Genomic DNA, 23,189 nt, shown 5'->3' with positions numbered 1-23,189 from the left:
AGAATGATTTAAAAGTAATGCTCGGCAGCCGGTGGTCGAATTTGAATAAGTTGCCCGTTATAATGCCTTAAATCGTGCGGGACAAAAGGATATTTAATGGCTGAGTCTTCATACAGCTCAATGCCTAGCCCCGGTTTATCCGGGATTGTCATGTAGCCATCCTCGAAATGCAGCTTTTCGTCCGTTATCTCTTTGCGCCAAGGCACATCACTTGCCATAATTTCCAGATAGAAAAAGTTAGGTGTGCAGGCAGCCAATTGCAGTGTAGCTGCGTTAGCTACGGGGCCGCTTGGATTGTGCGGGGCGAATGGAATATAGTTCGCCTCCGCCATTGCAGCAATTTTGCGGCATTCCATAATGCCGCCAGCATGGCTGATATCTGGCTGCACATAGTCAAGCGCTCTTCGCTTGAACACTTCGTTGAACGCATGCCGGGTAAACAATCTTTCCCCGCCTGCGATGGCCACCGGAGATTTTCGTCTCACATCTACCATGGCATCCAAATTATCTGGTGGAACTGGTTCTTCAAACCACACTGGCTTAAAAGTTTCAATCTCCTTCGCGATCTTGATCGCTGTAGGTACGTTAAAACGGCCATGCCCTTCAATGAACAAATCCATATCATAACCAACGGCATCTCTCACAACGCCAATGCATTCAATAGCGTTATCCATTTCCTCATTCGAGAGGGTCATGTACGCTTTGCCGAACGGATCCCACTTCAACCCCTTGAATCCTTGCTGCATCGCTTCCTTGGCTTTTACACCAAAATCCTCTACGCAAGTGGCGCCGGCAAACCATCCATTGGCATACACCTTCACCTTATCGTGAACCTTGCCCCCAAGCAGCCTGTGAACTGGAACGCCCAGTGATTTACCGTTAATGTCCCACAATGCCATTTCCACTGCACTAAGCGCAGACATCAGAACGGCTCCACCCCGCCAGTAGGCATCACGATATATATTGTGATAGTGCGCTTCGATATTAAGCGGGCTTTTACCGATTAGGTAACGTTTTATATCTTCTATTGCCCCAGTTACAGCATTCTCTTTATACTCCAGCGTTGCTTCGCCAACCCCTGAAATACCTTCATCTGTGTAAATTTTGACGAATACGAAGTTTGTCCGGTAACAATCGACGACAAACGTATTCACGCCAGTAATTTTCATCTCCACACCCCTAAGAAACATGTCATATTTATTTTTAGTCTAAAATCATCGCGAGATTCTTTGGATCTCGTGATGATTTGCATTCACTCTATTTCTTGTTTGGATGTTCCTAATTATAAATTTCTATAGCTTGCTCTATCCACTTCTGACCGCTCATGGACTGAATCGCCGCCTCTTGCACTAGATAGATAACACCCCCCCAGAGCTGTTTGCTATGCAAAGTGATCTGGGGGGTGCGAAAGATAAGCTTTTCACCGAAGTATAGTTCCGGTAACGTTAATCGCTGCTATCAGCCGTTACTTCAGCGGCTTGAAATCCGGCTGCAGATACTTGTTTAAATCCACCGTTTTCGCTTCCACATTAGCAGTTGTCAGTTTGTTGAACGCATCTCCCAGCTCTTGCAGTCCCTTCTCAATTTCCGGAAGCTCCTTGCCCTTGATAAACAGCTCCGACATGACGTCATTTACAACAGCCGCTTTTTTGACATCGATTGAGCCCACTTTAAGTGGAGGGTTTAAAACGGAATAATCCAGCAGTGGCGCCACCGGATAATTCGTTGACTTCCCGTTGATGACAAAACCTGCTGATCCCTTGCGATCCACTGGTTGAATCGATTTTTCCTGAGCGGCAAGGTTTGTAAAGGAACCGAGACCCTTTTTGGCCAGCGTCACAAACATTTCATCGGAGATCATGAATTCCCATACCTTCTCTGCTTCTTTAAGATGCTCCGTTTTTTTGTTGATGCTGAATCCGCCCGCTGTCTCGTAGGCAGGACCACCCAGAACTTTCCCTCCCCAAGTAGGGAAGTCTGCCACGGCCCAGTCGATTTTTGCTGGAAACTGATCGTTGAATACCCCGATATCCCAGGTTGCGGCAGACAGCATGCCGATATTGCCCTCGGAAAACTGGGCGCGAATCATATCGTTGTCATAATTGCCTACGCCAGGAAAGACGCTGCCTTCCTTATTCACATCAATCCACCACTTCACATATTTAGCAAAAGGCGAAAAGTCATATTTTCCAGTTACGGCATTCCAGCCATCCCTGCCATAAATGTCTCCCGAAACAACTGCCGGATAAGTCACATAATACCGCCAAAATGCCGACTGCTTGATCGGCAGACCGAGACCGAACTTCTTGCCGCCTCCACTGGCTGTTATCTGTTTCGCATATTGCTGCATTTCCTGCCAGGTCGTTGGAGGTTTCTCTGGATCAAGTCCGGATGCTTTGAACAAATCCTTATTGTAAACTAATTTAAAAGTGGTGACGTTTTCAAAGACACGGTCCAGTTCACCATTCTTGGAGGTTGGTGGAGCTGTAAGAGCGGATTTATCAAAGCGTTTGCGAATTTCCGGTGTGATCAAGGGATTCAAATCCAGTGGATAATCCGCAGTGGACAGATCGGGAGTATAATAAGCAATATCCGGAAGTTTGCCCGCATTCAGCGCAAGCTTCAACTGCTCGTTATAGTTGTCCGAGTAAACCTTATAGTCAATCTGGATATTGTCAGGATTCGTTTCATTGAACTTTTTGATTAAGCCCTCACGAACCTCAAGATCATGCCGCGTGTTGGTCCAAACCTTGATCGTCACTTTTTCCTTAGGCTTTTCTTTCTCTATCCCCGCGGTACTGCTAGCATCCTTGCCATTGTTTGTACCTGACGAGCACCCGGCAGACAAAGCCAGCGCCACGGCAGCTATCGAAATCAAACTGCGGCTTCCCCATTTACTTCTACTCAATTGCTTCAACCCCTCATCTTGATTTGAATTACACCCTCATTATAGAAAGGAATCCACCCGCAGTTAACCCCTCAAAACTCGTATTTACTGACAAACCAGCCGCGATTATGGAAGCCTTTCCACAAAGGGAAGCAGCAGCTCAAAGCATTTTCCCTGCTCCAACTTCTTCATCCGCAGGCCACTATCTTCACCAAAATAGAGACGGATCCGCTCATGAACATTACGGATGCCAAAGGAGTCCGGATCGGGAACCTGCTCGCTGAGCAGCCGCTGTACCCGCTCCTCGTCCAGAACTTGTCCATCATCAAAGACACTAATGCAAAAAGCATCCTCTGCTACGCGCCAGCCTTCAACTTTGATAAGACTTCCACCCGCCTGGCGGCTCATTCCGTACATGATGGCGTTCTCCACCAGCGGCTGAAGCGAGATTTTCACAATCTCCTGCTGCATGAATTCCTCAGGGATCTGGATGGCAATCGTAAACTGCCCCTTGTAGCGGATTTGCTGCATGCCAATATAATTATTCAGGTGCCTTAGCTCCTGCTCAACGGTTACGACATCGATCTGATCCAGGCCTCCTCGAAGAAAGCCGCTTAGATATTCAATCATATTAGTGAGCTCCCGATCCTTGTGCTCCAGCGCTTTCCACTGGATGGTATCCAGGCTGTTGTAGAGAAAATGCGGGTTAATCTGATACTGCAACAGCCTCAGTCGGTACTCCTTCTTCAGCACCTGCTCCTGACGGATTTCCATTAACAGTTCACGAATCCCGTCATAGAGGACGCCGATTTCATCCGCACGCACCAAAGGCGGGATGTGCATGTTGGCTCCCTCGCTTTTCTTTCGGACAACCAGCGAGGCCAACCGTTCAATCGGCCGGGAGAAATTCCGTGCCAGCCTGATGGAGAGCAGCGTCATACCCAACAGCAATAGCCCCACCAGGACGATGGTCCATTGATATACCTTATAGAGCGGCAGCAGCACTTGATGCCGTGGTACAATGCCGAGCAGCATCCATTCCGCCCCAATCGTTCTTATGGAAAAATAGCTGTCCCCTTCTGTAAATCTGTATTCCGACTTGTCCATACTCTTCTCTTCAGGAAGATGAAGGATTCTCGACTGGAGATCCGCATTCTCCACCGTTCCCGGAGAACGGATTAATCTTCCATTCCCGGCATCAACAATAAGATATTGGCTTTGGCCAAGATGCTGCGGCCCCTCCAGCATTGCGCTCATGGAGCTGTACGGGATGGTAATCAGCAGACAACCGTGCAATTGCTGAGCGGCAACACTTCCTAAAGGAACGACCCAGGTGAATTCCCCCGCTGTTTTATCGTCAGTTAGCCAGTAAACGTGTTCAAGTGTTCGTTTATCCAGGGAAAAGCTCTCAATACGTGCGGGATCATTTTTTACAGGAAGGCCGTAGCTGGAAAGATAGTGATTTCGAGGCAAGAGAAAGGAAACGCGAAAGTCCGCGTTAATATACTTGATATTGGTAAGGTACTGAGATAGCCGGTTGGCCACCTCTACCTGCCTGAGAATAGGAGCTTGCGGATTTGCAAAAGCCTGCATCAGCTCTTCATCCTGAAGAAACAGCCCCTCTGCTGTTTGGAATTCCTGATATAGCTGCCCTAGAGGGGCAGCTGTGCGGGACAGGATCAAGTCCGCGCTTTCTTCCAATTGCCGGGTAAATAAATTGGAGGTCACAAGGATATTAACAAGGCCGACAACCAGAAGTGGGAGGAGCGCCAATGCGAGCATAAGCAAGAACAGCTTTTGGTGAAACCGACGAAAAGGCGGGCGGCGTTTCTTCATACTAGAGCCCCCCGATACTCCGAGGGTGTCATACCATATTCCCTTTTGAACAACTTCACAAAATGCTCTACCTTGCTGTACCCGACTTTATAGGACACCTCATAAACCTTAAGCGTGGGATCTTTCAGCAGCCTAATGGCTGCGCCCATGCGGGCCCGAAGCAGGTGTACACGGAAGGTGACTCCCGTTTGCTGCTTGAACAGCTCACTTAAGTAAACCGGGGAAAGGCCTAAATCCTCGGCAATGGTGGTCAATTGGAGATCCTGTTCGTATTCCCTGCCAATCCGCTCCAGGGCAAGACGAATCAACCGATGAAGGCCCTTGCCATGCCGCTGACGGAGCAAATGATGGATCTCATGGGTAAAGAAATACAGAAGTTCCTTGATTTTCGAATGACCGGAGATGCGCATCCTTAAGTCATCTGTACTCGGCAAAAGTCCTTCACCCTGGGCCCCAGCATGCTCCCGGATCGTGGACAGCCATTCAAAGCACCAACGCTGAGCCGCATTCAGATCCCATTCCACAAAGGCAGGAGCCAGTTGGTTGAGCCACTCTATCACTCGGTCTGTATCCCCCTGCAGCATCCACCCGATGAGCTCCGCCATAGGCTTCGTCCATTGCACATAGGCCATTTCGTCTCGAGACGGCAAAAGAAAGCGAACCGGCTCCTCCGGATTCGCCCCCATATATTCCATCATTTTCTCTGTTTCCCAAAATAATCTCGACAGTTGGAGCGGACTTTGTCCAGGCTCTGAAATCATAATGTGTACTTTCTTTTTGGTGAATCGGTCTATACAATCGTATAATCGCCAGGCAAAGACGAGGAGCTCCTCTTGAGAGCTGATGCCTCCCGTAACCAGCAGCCATTTACCGAAGGAAAGGCGAATCGGGCAAATAGCCTCGTATTCGGCTATAAGCTCGAACATGACATTCTGCACGGCAAACTGGTCAATCTTAGCAGTCTCTATATGACCGTGTTGATCAGCCCCATCCAACGTAATCAGGTGCAGTCTCAACTCGCCATCTAGCAGCCATTTCAACCCTACCTGAACACACTCCTCTTTCCACTCATAGCCAGGTTGATCTCCTAATATGAGCTCTTGAATATACTGGGAGCGGATGGATTCCTCATAATAGCGATTGCGGCGGTCACGTTCTCTTAGCACCTTCAGTTGCTCCAGCCTATCCACCTGCTTAAGAAGAACCTGCAGTAATTCTTCAGGCTTCGTTGGCTTGAGAAGATAATCCGTTACACCCAACTGGAGTGCCCTGCGGGCATAATCGAATTCACTGTAAGCACTGAGAATGATAAACTGGGTATTCGGCCGATAGGCCTCAGCCCGGGCTATCATCTCTAGTCCTGTCATGTCCGGCATTCTGATGTCTGTAATAACAATATCCGGAGAATCGGCCCGGATTTTCTCCAGGGCACTCTCTCCATCCTCTGCTACACTGGCAACCACGAGATCGTATTCTTCCCAAGGAATAATTGTGACTAGTCTTTCCCGAATAAAATGCTCATCATCCACAATCAACACTTTATACATGCTGCATCCTCCGATCTGTCAACCCTTCACAGCACCTTGCGCAAGTCCACCTACAATTTGCCGGTTTAAAACAATAAATACGACAAGTACGGGAATAACCGAAATCATCGAGCCCGCCAGCAACAAGTTCCAGGCTGCTGCTCCAGAACCCATATTCCGCAGTTCAACCACACCTACAGTCAGTGTTTTGGTATCCGGATTACCGATACTCATGACTAAAGGAAAAATATAAGTGTTCCATTCCGCAATAAATTCCAACAGGAAAAAAGTAGCGGTAATCGGAGCCATCAACGGCAGTGTCAGTCGATAAAAACGCTTGAAATAGGATGCACCATCAACAATTGCCGCCTCATCCATCTCCTTCCCGAGCGATTTAACGAAGCCTTCGTACAGGAAAACACTAGCCCCCAAACCATACAAGGCAGCAAGTGGGATCGTAAAAATACTGTTCGTCAATCCCCAATCCACGGCGAGCTTGAACTTTGGAAACAGAGTCATCGGACCTAGGCTGACGAACATCACCCCGATGACCAACAGAGAGAGTAGTCGTTTTCCAGGGAATTGGGTTCTGGCAAAAACATACCCAGACATCGCCCCCATAAACACACTCAGCCCAGAGCTAACCGTAGCAAAAACCACCGAGTTATAGAAATACAGGGAGAAATTCAGCTCCTCCCATACCTCCGAATAGTTGGAGAATATCCACTTCCGAGGTAGCAAGCCGCCACCTGTAATCAATTCCTGATTGGATTTGAAGGAATAAAACAAGACGTAAAGCACCGGAATCAATGTTAGGATGGCGACGACAGACAAAATTACATACTTTAACCACTTTAACAGATGTTTCACTTTGCTGTCCTCCTTAATTATGATAATCCATTTTCTTAGTCAACTTGAAATAGCCTATCGATATCACGACCAGGATAAGTGCGGTAAACACCGCCACTGTTGCCCCGTAGCCATAATTGGTGCCTGTATCTCCTCCGAAAAACTGATGAAAAATATACAAGAAGGTCAGCTCGGTAGCATAGTTCGGTCCACCATCCGTAAGGACGAGAAAGGGGCCCATCGACTTGAGTGTCCCTAGAATAGACAGGAACAAAATCATCTGCAGAATCCGCCCCATCATTGGAAGGGAGATATAACGTACTCTGGTCCACCCCGTAGCTCCGTCGATATCAGCGCTTTCATAGACATCCTTCGGAATGCTGGTCAGACCTACAAGTAAAAGCAGCATATTGATCCCGAAATTCTGCCAGGCGTCTAAAACCATCCCGCTAACAAAAGCTGTCCACCCGCCTGACAGGAAGGCAATGGGTTGATCGATCAGGTTTAACGCGAGCAGCAGCTGATTAAGCCCCCCGTTATACGGGTTCAGCAGGATATAAACCACCAAGGCCATCGTTGAGGCCGGCAGAATGTAAGGCATAACAAACATGGCCCGAAACACATTTTTTCCTTTCATTTGTGAACTGAGGAACAGAGCCAGCATAAAGGCCAGAGGAAGCTCAAGGATGATTTTCAGGGAGAAAAGAGCCTGCTTCCAGAGGCTAGACCAGTAAATTTGATCATCCATCAGTCCTCGGAAATTTGCCAGCCCCGTAAACCGCTCCGGCCTAACTCCATCATAGTAATAAAAAACGTATTTAACTGCCCAAGCAATAGGGTATAGGGAAAAAATAACAAAGCAGCAAACAGGAATCAGCAGCATGAGGTACGCGGCGCCATACTTTCTCCAAAAGAGTCGAAAGGGGTTTAGGGCTCTCACACCTACAGCCGGAATGATGTCAGACTTTAAGGGTAAATCAGTCATCCCCTCCGACCTCCTTTATTCCATTTTCTGGCAGAAGTCCTCGTTGACCCAACGAGGAAATCCAATGCTTCACGCTAGTATTCATGGGTATTGCCCCCTTCTTTGTATTGGTAACGCCATTATAGCACCGCCCTTTTCTACAATCCCCCCCTTAAACTTTATATATACTGCACATAACTGGAGAAATTCTAGACCCGGATTCATGCTCCTCCCAAATAACCCCACAATGCGGAGTCTTTGCGTGGACATGCAAAAGAGCCGAATGGATCGTTCTCATCCACTCAGCTCTTAGGATTATTTTACAACAATTTGTATAACATCACTCACCGTTGTTCCACTTCCATTTATAAACTCGCCACGATACTGATAATTGCCAGGAGCTTTCCCCGATATTTGTGTAGTTGCTGATTGCGCATTTGGTGTGTGTGAAGATAGAGCTTGCGTATCGATAAGAACGCCGTTTTCGTATAATCGATACGCTAACGCATTCGTTCCCCACCACATATTAGCAGTAATGTTATAGTTCCCATCTTGATCCCAGTTGTCACTGGACAACACAGGTTTGCCGGGATTCGCATCACTCACGATGACGGTATGTGGATCACATGAAGTCGTTCCATACAAATTCGATAATACACATGTATACACATAGGTTCCGTTTGGCTTACCTTGAATTGGAATAATGGAAGTCTGGGCTGCTGGTGATGCATCGGTCAATGACTTCGTTTGAATCAATTGGCCATTCTCGTACAACTTATACAGTGAGCCATTGTTTCCCCACCACATATTCATCATAACCTCATAATTGCCATCATATAAGCCTGACGCATAACCACTATTATTCGATAGTATCGGTTTACCTGGCACCTCGTTCGCATGCAATGCCTGACTGAAGGATTGCCGTTCAAACTTGACGGCATCAGCCCTCGTATAAATCATATCCGCAGGAAGGGTTGGTGGATCTACTGTAGTCGGAGTGTCCCTAGTTAAACGAACATACTCGCTGCCGTCTCCTGAAAAGTCGAACGTGCCAAGATTAACCCAACCCGATGAGCCAACTGTCGCATCCATATAGGTCACCTCGGTGACCGACTGATGCTTCACTTCGACTTTGACATGATTATCGTTTGCCGTTGTATGGACGAGCTTGTAGATATAGACCGCATATCTCCCCTCTGGGAATTGGGCCTTCCATGTCGCCGATGAACCTTGAACAGTAGAGTAACGGGACTTCACTCCAATTTTGTAGCCGGCTAAATTACTTTGGCTCCAAGACCCTACTGTCGTGTATAACCCGGACGTATTCGTACTGTCGACGATTATCGTCAGATCCCTAATCGCTATGGTCAAATTTGGTGTAGTTAAAGTCACTCCGTCCATCGTTACCGTGGCCCACACTTCGATGTGATCCGTTACGCCATCTAGGTTTTGAAGGGTCACCAAACCGTTACTGTCCACTGCAGCCAGATCGGTTCTGTCAACGAAATACTGCACATTGGCCTGGGTCAAATCACCGATCAATCCGTTGTCCAAATAGCCGGTTACACTCAGTTGAGCAGCCTGCGTCATCTGTAATTCGTCCCGATCCGACTGGATAACCACCGACTCCAATTGGAGCGTTCGATTAGGGTCCACCCACATCATGGCATCGGCAACTACCCGTGACTTGTTGGCTTTATTCGTTAATTCGACATACCCACTATCCCCTGCTGCAAAAGGATAGGCTCCTAGGAATACCCACGTCCCATTGGCTATGGACTGATCAACGGTAACCGTCTCGGAGCCCCCGCTATAATAAACGGTAAAGGAGGCGTTGGTTGCCCAATTTTCGCTAGTGGCAGTTATTTGAGGGAGCTTGTAATACACATTATATGTGACGCTTTCTGGCAGGTCAGGTCGCCATTTCATTGTGCTTGTTGCTGTTCCCGCAGTCGATTTCGCATACACATAGTTATCGTAGTAGTAGTCATTGGCCGTGGTATCTCGTATCCAGACGCCTTCTGTATCCGCCTCTGTATTATCTACAATAATGGATGCTTCCTCCTGCCACTCTGGTTGGACTGGCGTTACTGCTACGTGATCTGGCAGATATAGCGTCCGCTTGCGGGTCTGTTTTCCGTCCGATTCCACATAATAGGTGAATGTTTGGGACAAATCATTTACCCGTATCGACCACTCCATCGGATAGATCGTATCTGGAACAGTCGTGTACGTGGCCCCGCCATCCAAGGAGTAATGGATCGTCGCTGGCTTTGTCGTTTTTGCCTCCACATAAGCATCGTAGGACGTTTGGTCGGGCTTGACGATGAGCATGCCTTTAACAGCATCGATTGGACTGTGGACATCGAAGAAATAGCTCGCATCCGATGGATCAGCAGTTCTAACCTGATGTAGCGGCACATCAATGTCCAGTCCCTCCACAATGATAGCCGTTATTCCCTTGCCTGAAACCGTGGCCTGAATGATGCCGCCACTCATCACCGATTGCTCTGGTGTCCCGTTATCGCGGATGATGGTTACATTATAATCTTGTGCTGAGTTGAACCCGATCATTTGCGCATTCAATTCGATCGGAGTCTGTACCTCAGTCGTCGATTCGTTACTTAAACTGATGTAGAATTTATTTCCGCTTTCTCCCGTTATCCAGTTCAATTGCGGATGGTTGGTCTCGATAATTCCTTTGGGCATCCAGAGCCACACGTTGGAATTACCGTAAAATTGTCCTGGCTTATTCCCATAGAGATGATATTTGAACCATAAGAAATTAGTTTCAAATACGGAAGGGAAGGTAATACTTCCATTCGATTTCAGCGATTGTTCGCTGATGAGATAATCCATCGTTTGCCCGAGTTGCGCTGGCATATGGTGATAATAGATGGATGTTGCCCCGCTTGGACCTTCCAGAGGGAAATCCGGTTGGAGTTGACTAACCGCGAAGCCTTTATAATAATACCCTGGATAGTTGGAGTAGCGTCCGATGACCGCATTATGCGCGATATCCTGCAATAATTTATCGCCAGTATAGAGCGACAATCTCATCATGAATGGCGCCTCCTGCGCATTCATCCGATAATAGCCGGTTGTGCTTCCCGCTTCAAACGTCAACCCATTAGGTGAAACAAGCCAACTATCCGCTTGTACGCCCCCGGCTACATCTTCAGGGAGCTTGCTCCTAGGATAGGCGTATTTGCCACTTTCCGGCCAATGGAACGATTCCGCGTAATTATATGTCTCTGGCTGTGGAATTGTAACGGTGCCTTCAGGAACCGGACGAGCAACGAACATAGTGGCGTACTGTTTGGCTTCCTTGTACGCGGCATTCAAATATTTGGGATCTTGCGTTTCCTCGTACAGCTCCAAGATCTCCATCCACAGCTTGCCATAATAATAAATAAACTCATTTTTACTCACGTTTACGGATGCAGGCGTATCGATATTTTGAGCGATATAGCTGTCGGCTGCATCCTTGGCAGCCTGCAAGTACTGCGCATCACCTGTCATACGATACATCATAAGAGGCTGAATGACAGGCCCCCGATCTTTCTGATCCGGATCTCGCACAAGATACTCTTCCTGCCCTAGCGCCCCAATGCCTGCCGAAGTACCTAGCAATTGATTGACAGCGGCAACGCTTGAAACGTCGAATGGCAAGGTAGCCATTTTCCATAACGATGGTACGCTGTATACGGGCTTCTGTGTCGGCGACCAACCGATACCATTTCGCGATACCCCGTACTGAATTAACGGCAACGCCCTCGTATTGTAAAGCTGGTCGTCCCCAGTCAAATAATAAGCCCCCAGAAGAGCCGCATTCGATGTTGTTCGAACGCTATCCTCGTTCTCGATATCAATGAAGCCCTTGGCCCGGTTCCACCACCCGCTTGGTGATGGGACATAATTAACAGAGTCATCCCCCTGCGGTTCGATCTTGAGCAGATCGATCATATTAAACATCGCGTCAGTAAGTGACTGCTCCGCGACATTTTCTCGGTATGCCGAATAGTCGTATTCAGTGCGGAGAATATCCTCGTAGGCTTCATACAGTTTGCTTTTCTGAGCGATTAACCCCATATGAAATTGATAGGTGCTTTCCGCGGTCATTTGTGAATAAGTTCCTAGTTGTGGCGCATAAAGGATCGGCTGCACGCTGCCTTCATTATTGACCAAACTCATGCCAAGCCGTTGCTGGGAAACGCCCCCCGTCGGTTCAAACTCGACCGGAAGCTCCTCAGATGGTGCAAATATGCCATACGATATCGCATTCCCAGCTCCATCATTCTTCTCAACTAGACTCATCGGAGCACTTAACTCCCTCAAGCTAGTTGATTCAACTGATCCTACCATTTTGGCATGCGACCTGAAACCACTTAACACTTCATTGATGCCAGAGACTAGCTCTGTTGTGAAAGATTGATAGCCAATCACATAATTCCCGTTCCGGCGAGGTGTAAAAGCAAAGGAAACGTCCGGTTTGTCCCCTGCCAAGGACCAATTTACTTCTAAATCGTAATCGCTTCCATGCAAAGAATCGGTTAATACGGCCGTATGGCTATCAGGGAAATGGATCCCGTCGAATGTAATCCAGCGTTTGTTCATCGTATCGTAGTAATTGGTTCGACTTCCCGCATTCCCATCCAATAAGACCCATTGTTCTTCAAGTCTTTCCGGCACCGTATTCATTGGAACCCAGTTCCCTGTCCCCGTGTCCTTGTAGAACAGATCACGAACGATGGATTTGCCGCCATCCCAAGCAGCTTCGTAGAAAGTCGCCTTATAGTTTGCGTTTTCAATGCTGCCTTTTTCCGTATAATGGAGATTCGCCAATGTGCGGCTGCGCAGCGGAGGCAAAGGTGGCGCTTGCTGCCGGATATTCCCTTCGAACTTAACTGCATCCGCACGCGTAATGATTGTTCCGGTCGTAGGTTGTGTTCGTGTCAGCCTGACAAACTCCGTATCAGCACCACTGAAATAATAGCTCCCCAAATCAACCCAACCGACGGATGGTCCTGATGAGGGCCTTAGATCCATAAACATGACATCCGTAATCCCATTGTGAACAATCTCGATTTTCACATTACTATCTGCTTTATCCGCCCAATCCAGCTTGTAGAACGATATTTTCGCCGTCCCTGCTTCCAATCGCGGATTCCATGTAATACTTCTTCCTACAGCATCTGTATAGTTGGAACTGGAATTATTATACCCTTTCACCCCTGTGCTCGTGCTCCAATAAGGAGCTGAGTATCCGTTATTCTTGTTGTCCACATCCACGGTGACGACACCATCCGTCGTGATGCTTCCATTATCAATAATAATCGTCTTATGGGGCTCTTTTTGCTGAATATTCCCTTCGAATTTAACCGCATCCGCGCGCGTAAGTATCGTGCTGGTGCTGCTGGTAGACCGGGTCAATTTAACGAATTCTTCGCCAATCCCGGAAAAATAGTACTCCCCCAAATCAACCCAACCCACAGCCGCTCCGAATGAAGGTCTCAAATCTATAAATTGAACGTCCGTCGTGCCATTATGAACGATTTCGATTTTCACATTGCTATCTGCTTTATCCGCCCAATCCAGCTTGTAAAACGATATTCGCGCCGTTCCTGCGTCCAATCGTGGATTCCACGTTATGGTTCTGCCTACCGTACTTGTATATTTCGAACTGGAGTTATCATACCCCTTCACACCTGTACTTGTGGTCCAATTCGGAGCCGAGTATCCGTTATTCATGTTATCCGCATCAGGTGTCACAACACCATCAATCGTGATGCTCCCATCATCGATGATGATCGTCTTATTCGGTAAGGACTCCGCATTAGCGGGGCTTACTCCGAATAAGTTCAATGGCACTATCATTGTCATCATTAAAACGATTAAAAGCAGCTTCCTTTTTAACATATCACTCACATCCTCTCCATATATTGACAGCGCTTTCAAACACAAACAATAATACCCCCCTTTGTTAGAAAGATCGTTACGAAGCGATTTATCGTCTCCTTCTGGTAATCGCCTTCGTCTTTTGTAGCATAGCATGTAACCTAACTGTGAAATTTCTTCGATTTCTAGAATTTCTTATAAGATTTTAAGTGAAAAAGCTTCTATTGCAGTACTTTGAGGAGGAGCAACCGCGTTTTAGATGTTACTTTTATCGCCAATTAGAAAGATGAGACTGTCCCAAATGCATACGTCCTCCCTCGAAAGGGAACTAGGATGTCCTAATTGCGAATAAATAGGCGAAATCATAATCGAAGAGGAACTACAATGCCCTATTTTGCCGAAAAACACGATAAATGGCTTCAATTCATCCAATTAGCGCATCTACGTTCCCTTCGGATTCGATTCCAGCCGACTTCAGCAAAATAAGGCATCTAGGATCCCCCCCCCCTGCGCAAAAAGGTAAAAACCTACATGGTAATAGACTGCTGGGCAGCAGTCAGTTACCATGTAGGTTTTCCAAGAAGCAAAGCCTCTCCTATCCATTATACGGGCGGCTGCACCAACAACAACTTCCCAAGCTGGATCACCGTTTGATCATACCAATCCGGATGCTCCCCAACATGCTGCTTGCTTCGCTCGTTGCCGGATGCTTCAAACACAGCCGCTTTGTCTGTCTTCTCGTTATCGATTTCGAAGCGAACCGTATGTCTTCCATTCGGAAGCTCTGGCAAGTAAACAAACTGATTTCGATTGTGATCGTTGTAGGATGTGAATCGGTCGACAAGGAAGGGCTCCCCGCCATCCACCGTCACCTTCAATCTACCGGAATCAGGTCCTCCGATATCGAACAGCCCGATGTGCGTGCCTTCGAACTGCACCGTGATCGCCTCTCCAGGATCGACTGCTCGCCATAGGCCGGGGAACAACCAATCATACTTGCGGGCTAGTTCAAAATCATCGGGCGTCACATAAGACCATCCTGCCGATAAATGGGCAAGACCATCCAGCGGCTGCATCGATGCGTACTCCCACGGATTGGACGGGACCAAGGTGGCTTGAGGCAGGTTATGTTCAACGCTTCCCGAACTAACCCCCAGTTCACGAATCCGCTCAAATGACCGAGTGATCGCATCCGTATAAATCTGGTGTCCTTCGGGAATGATCGGATGGATTGCATCATGCGTAAAAACAATAGCCCCAGGAATGGACTCTCCTGCCTTTGAGGTGAAAACGAGCTTGCCCTCCGTCACCAATTGACTAACCGCTACGCCCAGATGAATCGAAGGAATACCATAATAGTCGGCTACTTCCTCTTGCATGAGGGCTCCCTTCTGGTATTCCCCAGCCTGAAATCCTACCACGTCTCGCTCTTTCACCGTATAAACGAATAGGATATCGGTAAACAGGTTCCGCTTGCGGATTTGACGGACGATCCCTTCGATCCGCGCCTTCGACTCGGGCACTCCGCCATCGTTACCGACAAACTCAACAAACACGAGATCAGGCTGATGACGCAGCACATCCGTCTCCAAACGGGCACAGCCCAAATCCGAGCCAGTTCCGTCAATGCCTGCATTCACACTGCGGATATCCGCTTCAGGATATTGCTCACGAAGCCAGTCCGCCGTCATGACCCGATATCCTGCAGAACGCGTATTACTGCCGCCAAAATAGACGATTGTCACCGTTTCCCCATTTTCCAACTTTTGAATGACATTAGGTAACCCTCTTCGAGGGAATAATTCCTGCATCGCGACTTCACCTGACCCTACTTATCGTTTTTAGGAGCAAACAATTTTACAGCAAACACTTCATGATAAGGCGAACCGTAAGTTGCGCTGAAATGAATCCGGATTCGGGTAACACCCTTTGCATCCACCTTATGTTTATTTAACGTGTGATAATTGCCACGGATACTGATTTCACTCTCGGTTCCATCTTCTGAGGTCAAGGTCACATCATAATCTTGGATAAGCGGCTCGATCGGATCGTCGAAATGTTCCAAATCCAGCTGTGAGTTGAAAACAAAATGGATTTCGTCCAAGTTTTTAGGACTTGCAAAACTAAGTTCCAACCACTCCTGTCCTTCCGTACGTTCGGAAATCCAGCCGTTCGGCAGACCATAGGGTCTGGAATAGCCGTTGACGACATTCTCGGGTTTATACATATTCTGCGATGGCAGTAGGTCCTTGAAGCAAATGCTCTTATTGAATTTCTTTAGCTTAGACGGCTCTTCCGGCCTATAATGGAAGCTAACCGCTCCTGTCAGTTTCTCTTCATTACCGTATACGGCAAGGCTCTCCGTACCTTCCAGCACGATGTAAATTTTATCGTCTGCCGGCTTCTCCAAGCCCAAGTCCAGCGTAATCCAGTCGTCATGACCCGCAGCAATAGCTAAGCTATAGTTTTTCAACTGGCTGGTGGGAATATAGTTTTCCTTCCGATCCCCGCCAAACAACTTCACATGCAACGTTTCCGTATGCTCGGAGCTATTTTTAATTTTGACCCGTACGCTTTCCGCCACGGATGTCTCGATCGGCACAACCAAACATAACCCTTGCTCCAAGGGGATCGCTTCGGTTGGATCAAGATTCTCATAGCTGCGCTGAGACGAGGCACTTACGCTTAATCCATCAGCGAAGTAAGGATCCAATTCCTCTTTCAACCCTACAATCGTTTGCCCGTCTCGAAGCAGTAGCGACTGCAGCTCTCCCATATGCGCTTTGACGAGGTCTGCGGGGTCTACTTCATATTTCAGACATAGCGAAGCCGCCGTTCCAACCGCCTGCCCCATACAACCGCAGGTTGCCATTACCCTTGTCGATCCGAAAGCAACATGCGTAGCACTTATATTGCGACCAGCGAACATGAGGTTAGGGACATTTTGGGAGAACAAACTCCGAAAAGGAATATTGTATAAGCCAGGCACGAAATTCCAGGCTGTAGCCGGTCCCTCATCGTAGATGCCCTTCGCAGCATGTAAATCCATATACCATCCACCGACGGATACAGCATCATCGAAATGCGGCTTTTCTGTAAGATCGGTCTGAGACAACATGTGATTCCCAATAAAGCGCCTCGATTCCCGTTTTCCCGGAATTGGGCAAACATAATCCAAGATGAGATTGTCCACATCATCAAATTCGCCGCTATTTTTGATATAATCCCATATCCCGTAAACCAATTTCCGCAGTTCCAATGCGATGTCTTCATTATTTGCAATAACATCCATATGACCGCCGTATTCTAGCCACCACAAGCCGCCAAGTCCGTTGATTTTCCTTGGAAAAGCCCGATGGTTCAAACCTTTTTTGATACTTTCAAAAAAGGGCAACTTCGTAATATCATACGCAAAGCCCGGCCTCCTGTAAGGAACCGAATATTCTACGTTGCGTGCTTGGAAAAGGATCGTGTCTCCCATCGTGTAATGGTCGGCCACTTCTGGAGCCAAGTCTTCCTTGTATTCATGCTTCGCTTCTCTCCCCCATCGGAAGTTCGCACCTGCCTGAAATCCGACAACCCCGTCTCCGGAGCAATCGATGTAGGTTCGGCTTTCAAAACGGAATTTCTTTTCGGAAGCCAATTGGAGGCCCTCCACCCATTTGATTCTGCCATTCTCCATGCCCGTTTCATGCACGCACGTATTCAGAAATAGCGAAATGTTAGGCTCAGCATAAACCATATCCAACAAGACCGTATCTGAAAGCGAAAGCATAAGCTTTTTGTTATATAACGGATTATAGTGGAAAATCTTCAATTTGAGCTCTTCTATCAATCCGCCCTCACGTGCATAATAGGATGGACTTTTGCCAAGATAGGCCGATCCATTGATATGAACCCTAACCTCGCTGCTGGCATTTCCCCCAAGAACTGGCCGATCATTAATAAGCGACACTTGCAGCCCTTGACGAGCAGCAGCAATCGCAGCGCATAGCCCAGCAATACCTCCGCCTACGACGGTTACATCCGCTTTAATAAGCTCCATTTTGATAACCTCCATGATTAGATACATCTATCATGGTAAGCCTTTTGTTCGCCGTTTATTTACATGATTTCAAGAAAAAATCATATTTTATTTAGATTCATACCGAGTCATTTTGATCCGATATTGCTTAGGTGTGTCACCCGTATATTCTTTAAATAGTTTGCAGAAATATCCTTCATTGACAATGCCCACTTCCTCACACAGTTCCAATAACGAATAATCTTGCACATTTAACAGTTCGAGCGCCAGTTGGATTTTTTTACGATTGATGTAGCTGATTACACCTTCGTTCATTGTTTTCTTAAATAGGCTGCTAAAATACGATGGCGCTAAGTTTACATCCTCAGCAATAGCCTCCAAGGTTAAACGCTGTTTCAGATTTTTCTCAATAAAGCGCATGGCTCTCATGATTTCTGCCCGATGTAAAAGTTGACCGGCGTGTACATATTGGAATGTGAAGTCACTAATATAGGCAAGTTGCTCACGAAATGCCATAAATTCTATAGGAAACTCGGCTATATCCGTGGTCGACGTGTTCCCCGATTTAAATTTCATAATGATGTCTCTGTACAAGTCTCGAAGCATAGGTGCCATGATGGACCTATGGATTTTATGATCCGTAGCAAATTGGTTTAACACCACAAATTCTTTCTCCAGTTCTTCTTTGGAAACTTGTCTTTGCACCCCTACTAGAAAATCAGCCAGTTTTTGCTGGAATTCCTCTCTTTTGTCATTCCGGTAATGGAACCGATGCGCGGGTGTTTTGACTACTTTTTCTGCATGATAATAGAAATCCTCACTCACATTTTGAGCTTCCGTGTAAGCTTGTTTGATAGATTCCCAACCTCTATGCGGACCGCCAAAAGCTACGGACACTCTTTGATTCAAATACTGCTGCAAATGAGTGACGATCTGACTTCCTAATTCCTGGCAAGCAAATTCCGTATCCATTTCACTGCGATTATGTTCCCACGAAAGAAAGCCAATAAAACGATTATCGGATAGATCCGTAGCTACACCCCTGCCACTATTCATCACAGTTTCTTCAATGACATTCGTAATCGCATATTTTAAAATGTTTTGATCAACCGCTGAATATTCATTTCGGAAACTTTCATACAGATTCATTTCAACAATAAAGCAACAGTAGTTGGCTTGAAAGAACTGGGACTCCATACGATTGGCAAAATTCGATACGCGATGAGAAGGTATTTCGCCTCTAATCAGTTCGTTAAAAAATTGCTTGCGAACCCTATATTTATTTTCAAGAACGGACACGTTTAAAGATTGAAATTCCTCTTCTTTTTTCTTAACCTCATCCAAAATGCCAGCTGCCTTACCCAAAGCTCGATCCAAATCTGCTTCATTCAAGGGAACCTTAACAATGTACTCCATGACGTTGGCATGGATAGCTCGCTGTGCATATTCAAACGTCGAATAGGCAGTCAAAAGAATGAATTGGGTCTGAGGCAGCTCCAGCTTTAACTGCTCAATCATGGCAATCCCATCCATTCGCGGCATCACGATATCGGAGATGACGATGTCTGGTTTGAGCTTTAAAATCTCCTCGATCCCCTTCTGCCCATTATTCGCTTTCCCAACTAAATGGAATCGTGTTTCCTTATGGGAGAGCTCGCTAAAATATAATTCCAAGCGTTGAATGATTAGATCTTCATCGTCAACAATGAAGCAGGTGTAGTCTCTCACCGTCATACATCTCCTTTAAACGAACCTACTGGGAATACAGCGCGAACACAGGTCATCTCCTGAGGCGTGCTTATAATTTGGAGCCCGAACTGCTCCCCATAGTGAAGTCTTATTCGACCATGAATATTGTTTAACCCAATTCTTTTCCTTTTTACTTCCAGATCACTCGGGTCTGCGATTAAAATATGCGGTATGCGATCAGCTGGAATGCCTTCGCCTTGATCAATGACTTCGACCATGACGAAGCCGCCCTTCCTGTACGCATGAATCGTAATCGAGCCTTCGATTCCACCGCCGTTATAGCCATGGAAGATACTATTTTCCACAATGGGCTGCAGCAGCATACGAAAAACCGGAAAATCCATTAACCCCTCTTCGATATGCTCAATCAGATGAAAGTGCCTATTATAACGGATATTCTGGATCGCGATATAGTCCGATACATTGCGCAACTCCTGACGTAGTGAAACCTTCTCCGAAGCGTCGGCGATCCCGTATTCCAATATGGCAATGAGAGACCCTATGACCACATCTACTTTCTCAATTTGTCCAAGACGTATGACATTACTGATTGATCCAAGCGTATTATAGAGAAAATGAGGATTTATTTGAGATTGCAGCACTTGGATTTCCAGTTTCCGCTCCAGTTCATTATGAAGCTCTGCTCGCCGTATCAGTTCCACAATTTGCTGCAGCATACGGTCGAAAGCTAGAGAAAGATCACCGAATTCATCGTTTCGGTTAATGGTAACTGTCGTTGTCAAATCGCCTTGCTCTACCCTCTTCATTTTTGTTTTGAGTGCATAGAGCGGATTCCTTATATATTTGGCAATAAAGAAGGAAATGAACAAACTTAGTAGCAAGCCTGCAACGAGAAGTCCGAGATAATAGTTTTCCAATCTGGACAACGCAGCTTCCATGCGAGATTCATCATTCATCGAGATGAGGAACCAATTGAATTTCTCCGTCGGTTTCTTCAGAATGGAGACCGGTAAGCCATCTTTGGTATGGAGTTGTAGGCTTGTTCCCGTCGTATCCAGAATTTGCTCTGCCGACATGTCCCCAATTGAAAACGTATGATCTTGAATACTTAGAGGTCCTCTATTTTCCGAAAATCCAGCAATAATTTTACCCGATGTGGTAATCAAAGCTAGATTCATTCGTTCTTTTTTATTAATCTTAAACAAAGTTTCTTCAATCGCATTTAGATCCAAATCTACAGCAATGGCCATAGGAGTCGGAGTGCCGTTCAGATATCGCACCATCGTAACGGTCCAACCGGAATACTTCGATTTATAAGGATCACTGACAAATGTAGTCCGTTTGTTCTTGTCGGCCGCATCAAATAAAGGTTTTCTGTCCGATAAAGGTTCATCGAAAATTCGCGTAGTCGTACTTCCGCCTAGAATAGATAAATCACTATTGATCAAGTAAATGTTACTCACGTAATTGCTGTTGAGTTCATAGAGCTCTCTTAATTGCTTTTTAATCACTTCCGTATTGGCAATGTTTGCTTTCACCGAAGTTTCGACCGAGAACAAGATCGTCTGGAAGGAAGAAAAATTAACCGTTAGATACTGGTCAACTTTGTCCAATATTTGGTTCGTGTAATAAATGTCGTTGGTTCTAATTTCCTTCTGGACATAGCGATAGGACAATTGGCTTATCAATATGATGCAGCTTAACACGAACGCAAACACAATCATAAATAGTTTTATAGGCAAGCTGATTCTTCTTCGCATCGGTCATCTTCCTTTTAAATCTGGATTAAACTGAGATTAGCATATGACAACAAAGAGAGGGGCGATTTATCGCCACTCTCTTCGTCTATTACTTGATTAGACCTGCTTCTTTAAATTGCTTAACGGCTGTATCTTTATATTTCTGCATGTCAAACTTGGTATCCAATGTTTTGAGGAAAGTGTCCCAGTTGGTAAGCGGGTCTTTCCCAGACATAAATTTGACTAAGCTTTCATTAATGAAACGTGTGCGGTCTGCTGCCAAAGTATCGCTCGGGTCTGCCGTCAACAAATTCCCAGGCAAAGTAAGACCTACATATTGCTGATTGTTCGTGAAAGCTTCTGCCGTCTTCGGATTCTGGAAGCTGAAGTACTCGGCATCATCGCCACGACGCGGCATTCTATAATGATCAACCCATAGGTACTTTTCTTTCACTTCTTTGGATAATTCAGAGTTTTTATTTTTTATCTTGCCGTCTACGACATCCCAATGAATTCCTTTAATTCCGTATGCGAAATTCGGGTAGGCTTCTTTGTCCGTAAACATATATTCCAGCATAGACAGGATTCGAATGATTTTGTCCTTATCCGCTTTCTTGGAAATGGCCCATGAATTGCCTTGGAACGATTTTCTCTCTACGATTTGATCGCCGTATGGCCCTTTCATTGGAGGAATAACGATCCATTCCGGTACTTCTCCGCCGATTTCTTTCATTTTCTGTTGATAATCCGGTTCTAGTCTGCGGGCATCTCTGATCATAAAGCCAACTTTACCTTTAAATAACTTTTGGTCCAACAAATCAGGCGTATTCATCGTCACCCAATCTGGATCCACAACTTTCGCTGTCATCATTTTATTGATGTAACCGAGCGCTTCCTTCATTTTCGGATCAATAAATAAGTACACCGGTTTGTTATCTTTCACATCAATGGCGGAGGGAGGATTGACGCCAAACATCCACATCAAGCTATCGAAGCCGTAAGTTTGCAGATTGCCTTCTTTATTCATACCGCCAATGAATCCGTACGTATCATTCTTGCCGTTTCCATCAGGGTCTTTCTCCGTAAAGGCTTTCATCACTTCGAACAACTCGTCAGGGGTTGTCGGCACTTTCATGCCTAGCTTTTTTAACCAATCGTTCCGGATAAAGTAGCTTCGACTGATACCGTTTACATTATCATAACCTGGAACTCCAATCGTTTTGCCCAGATAGGACGTCGCCTCCCAGGAGTCTTTAGCAAAACGCTTCTTCAATTCGGGAAATTGATCCAAGTATGGCGTCAGATCCGCAAGCACACCTTGGTCATAATATTGTGCGAGATCGGATCGACTCTTCAAGAAGAGCAAATCGGGAATATCTCCTCCTGCAATCAACGTATTCAGTTTGGTTGTTGCCTGCCCAGCTTGAGGAATCGTCATATCCAAATCGATGTTCATCGCCTTTTCCAACATTTGGCGTTGAATATCTTCTTCACGTGGAGGTATCGGAGCAGCAGCATTGAAAGTCCCTTGGTTAAACATCGAGATTTTCATTTTGGTCGCAAACTTGTTAGCCTCGGTTTGAGGGCTGCTCGAAGCTGCAGGCTTAACTTCTTCTTGGTTCCCACATGCTGACAATAGCGTTCCCAGCCCTACGACAGCAGCCAGAACAGTAAATGTAATCTTTTTACGTTCCATATTGACCTCTCCTTTTGCTTGTATATATATTATCACGGTGTCCCCGTAACAACCTAGGTA

General features: G+C 46.4%; 12 protein-coding genes. All 12 read right to left on the bottom strand.

What is annotated here, in order from left to right:
* Positions 1-8: 8 nt before the first annotated feature.
* Positions 9-1,169: a galactonate dehydratase gene (dgoD, locus tag GC096_RS20095; RefSeq protein WP_171632654.1), complete on the bottom strand. Its 1,161-nt coding sequence runs from the start codon at positions 1,167-1,169 to the stop codon at positions 9-11.
* A 296-nt stretch (positions 1,170-1,465) separates the two neighbouring features.
* Positions 1,466-2,908, bottom strand: a complete 1,443-nt coding sequence (locus tag GC096_RS20090) for an ABC transporter substrate-binding protein (protein ID WP_171632653.1) — start codon at positions 2,906-2,908, stop codon at positions 1,466-1,468.
* Positions 2,909-3,013: 105 nt separating this feature from the next.
* The gene (locus tag GC096_RS20085; RefSeq protein WP_171632651.1) at positions 3,014-4,723 is read right to left on the bottom strand and encodes a sensor histidine kinase; all 1,710 of its coding nucleotides are present in this window, start codon (positions 4,721-4,723) and stop codon (positions 3,014-3,016) included.
* A complete protein-coding gene (locus tag GC096_RS20080; RefSeq protein WP_171632650.1) occupies positions 4,720-6,270 on the bottom strand; it encodes a response regulator transcription factor in 1,551 nt (516 codons plus the stop codon). The genes GC096_RS20085 and GC096_RS20080 overlap by 4 nt, the downstream gene beginning before the upstream one ends.
* An 18-nt stretch (positions 6,271-6,288) precedes the next feature.
* Positions 6,289-7,119: a carbohydrate ABC transporter permease gene (locus tag GC096_RS20075; protein WP_056608742.1), complete on the bottom strand. Its 831-nt coding sequence runs from the start codon at positions 7,117-7,119 to the stop codon at positions 6,289-6,291.
* 13 nt (positions 7,120-7,132) lie between these two features.
* Positions 7,133-8,083, bottom strand: a complete 951-nt coding sequence (locus GC096_RS20070; RefSeq protein ID WP_171632648.1) for a carbohydrate ABC transporter permease — start codon at positions 8,081-8,083, stop codon at positions 7,133-7,135.
* Positions 8,084-8,377: 294 nt separating this feature from the next.
* Complete coding sequence (locus GC096_RS20065; RefSeq protein ID WP_171632646.1) at positions 8,378-13,981, bottom strand: golvesin C-terminal-like domain-containing protein; 5,604 nt, start codon at positions 13,979-13,981, stop codon at positions 8,378-8,380.
* Positions 13,982-14,562: 581 nt separating this feature from the next.
* Positions 14,563-15,771: an SGNH/GDSL hydrolase family protein gene (locus GC096_RS20060; protein ID WP_171632644.1), complete on the bottom strand. Its 1,209-nt coding sequence runs from the start codon at positions 15,769-15,771 to the stop codon at positions 14,563-14,565.
* 17 nt (positions 15,772-15,788) lie between these two features.
* Complete coding sequence (locus tag GC096_RS20055) at positions 15,789-18,005, bottom strand: FAD-dependent oxidoreductase (protein WP_171632643.1); 2,217 nt, start codon at positions 18,003-18,005, stop codon at positions 15,789-15,791.
* An 87-nt stretch (positions 18,006-18,092) separates the two neighbouring features.
* On the bottom strand, positions 18,093-19,718 hold the full coding sequence (locus tag GC096_RS20050) for a response regulator (RefSeq protein ID WP_171632641.1): 1,626 nt from the start codon (positions 19,716-19,718) through the stop codon (positions 18,093-18,095).
* On the bottom strand, positions 19,715-21,454 hold the full coding sequence (locus GC096_RS20045) for a sensor histidine kinase (protein ID WP_171632639.1): 1,740 nt from the start codon (positions 21,452-21,454) through the stop codon (positions 19,715-19,717). Before GC096_RS20045 ends, GC096_RS20050 begins: the two co-directional genes overlap by 4 nt.
* An 88-nt stretch (positions 21,455-21,542) precedes the next feature.
* Positions 21,543-23,129 (bottom strand): extracellular solute-binding protein, encoded by a 1,587-nt coding sequence (locus GC096_RS20040; protein WP_171632638.1) that lies wholly within the window; start codon positions 23,127-23,129, stop codon positions 21,543-21,545.
* Positions 23,130-23,189: the final 60 nt, after the last annotated feature.

Origin of the sequence: Paenibacillus plantarum (assembly GCF_013141695.1) — a bacterium.
GTDB lineage: Bacteria > Bacillota > Bacilli > Paenibacillales > NBRC-103111 > Paenibacillus_E > Paenibacillus_E plantarum.
Note: the sequence above shows the minus strand (reverse complement) of the source record. Positions and strands in the feature narration are given on the sequence as shown.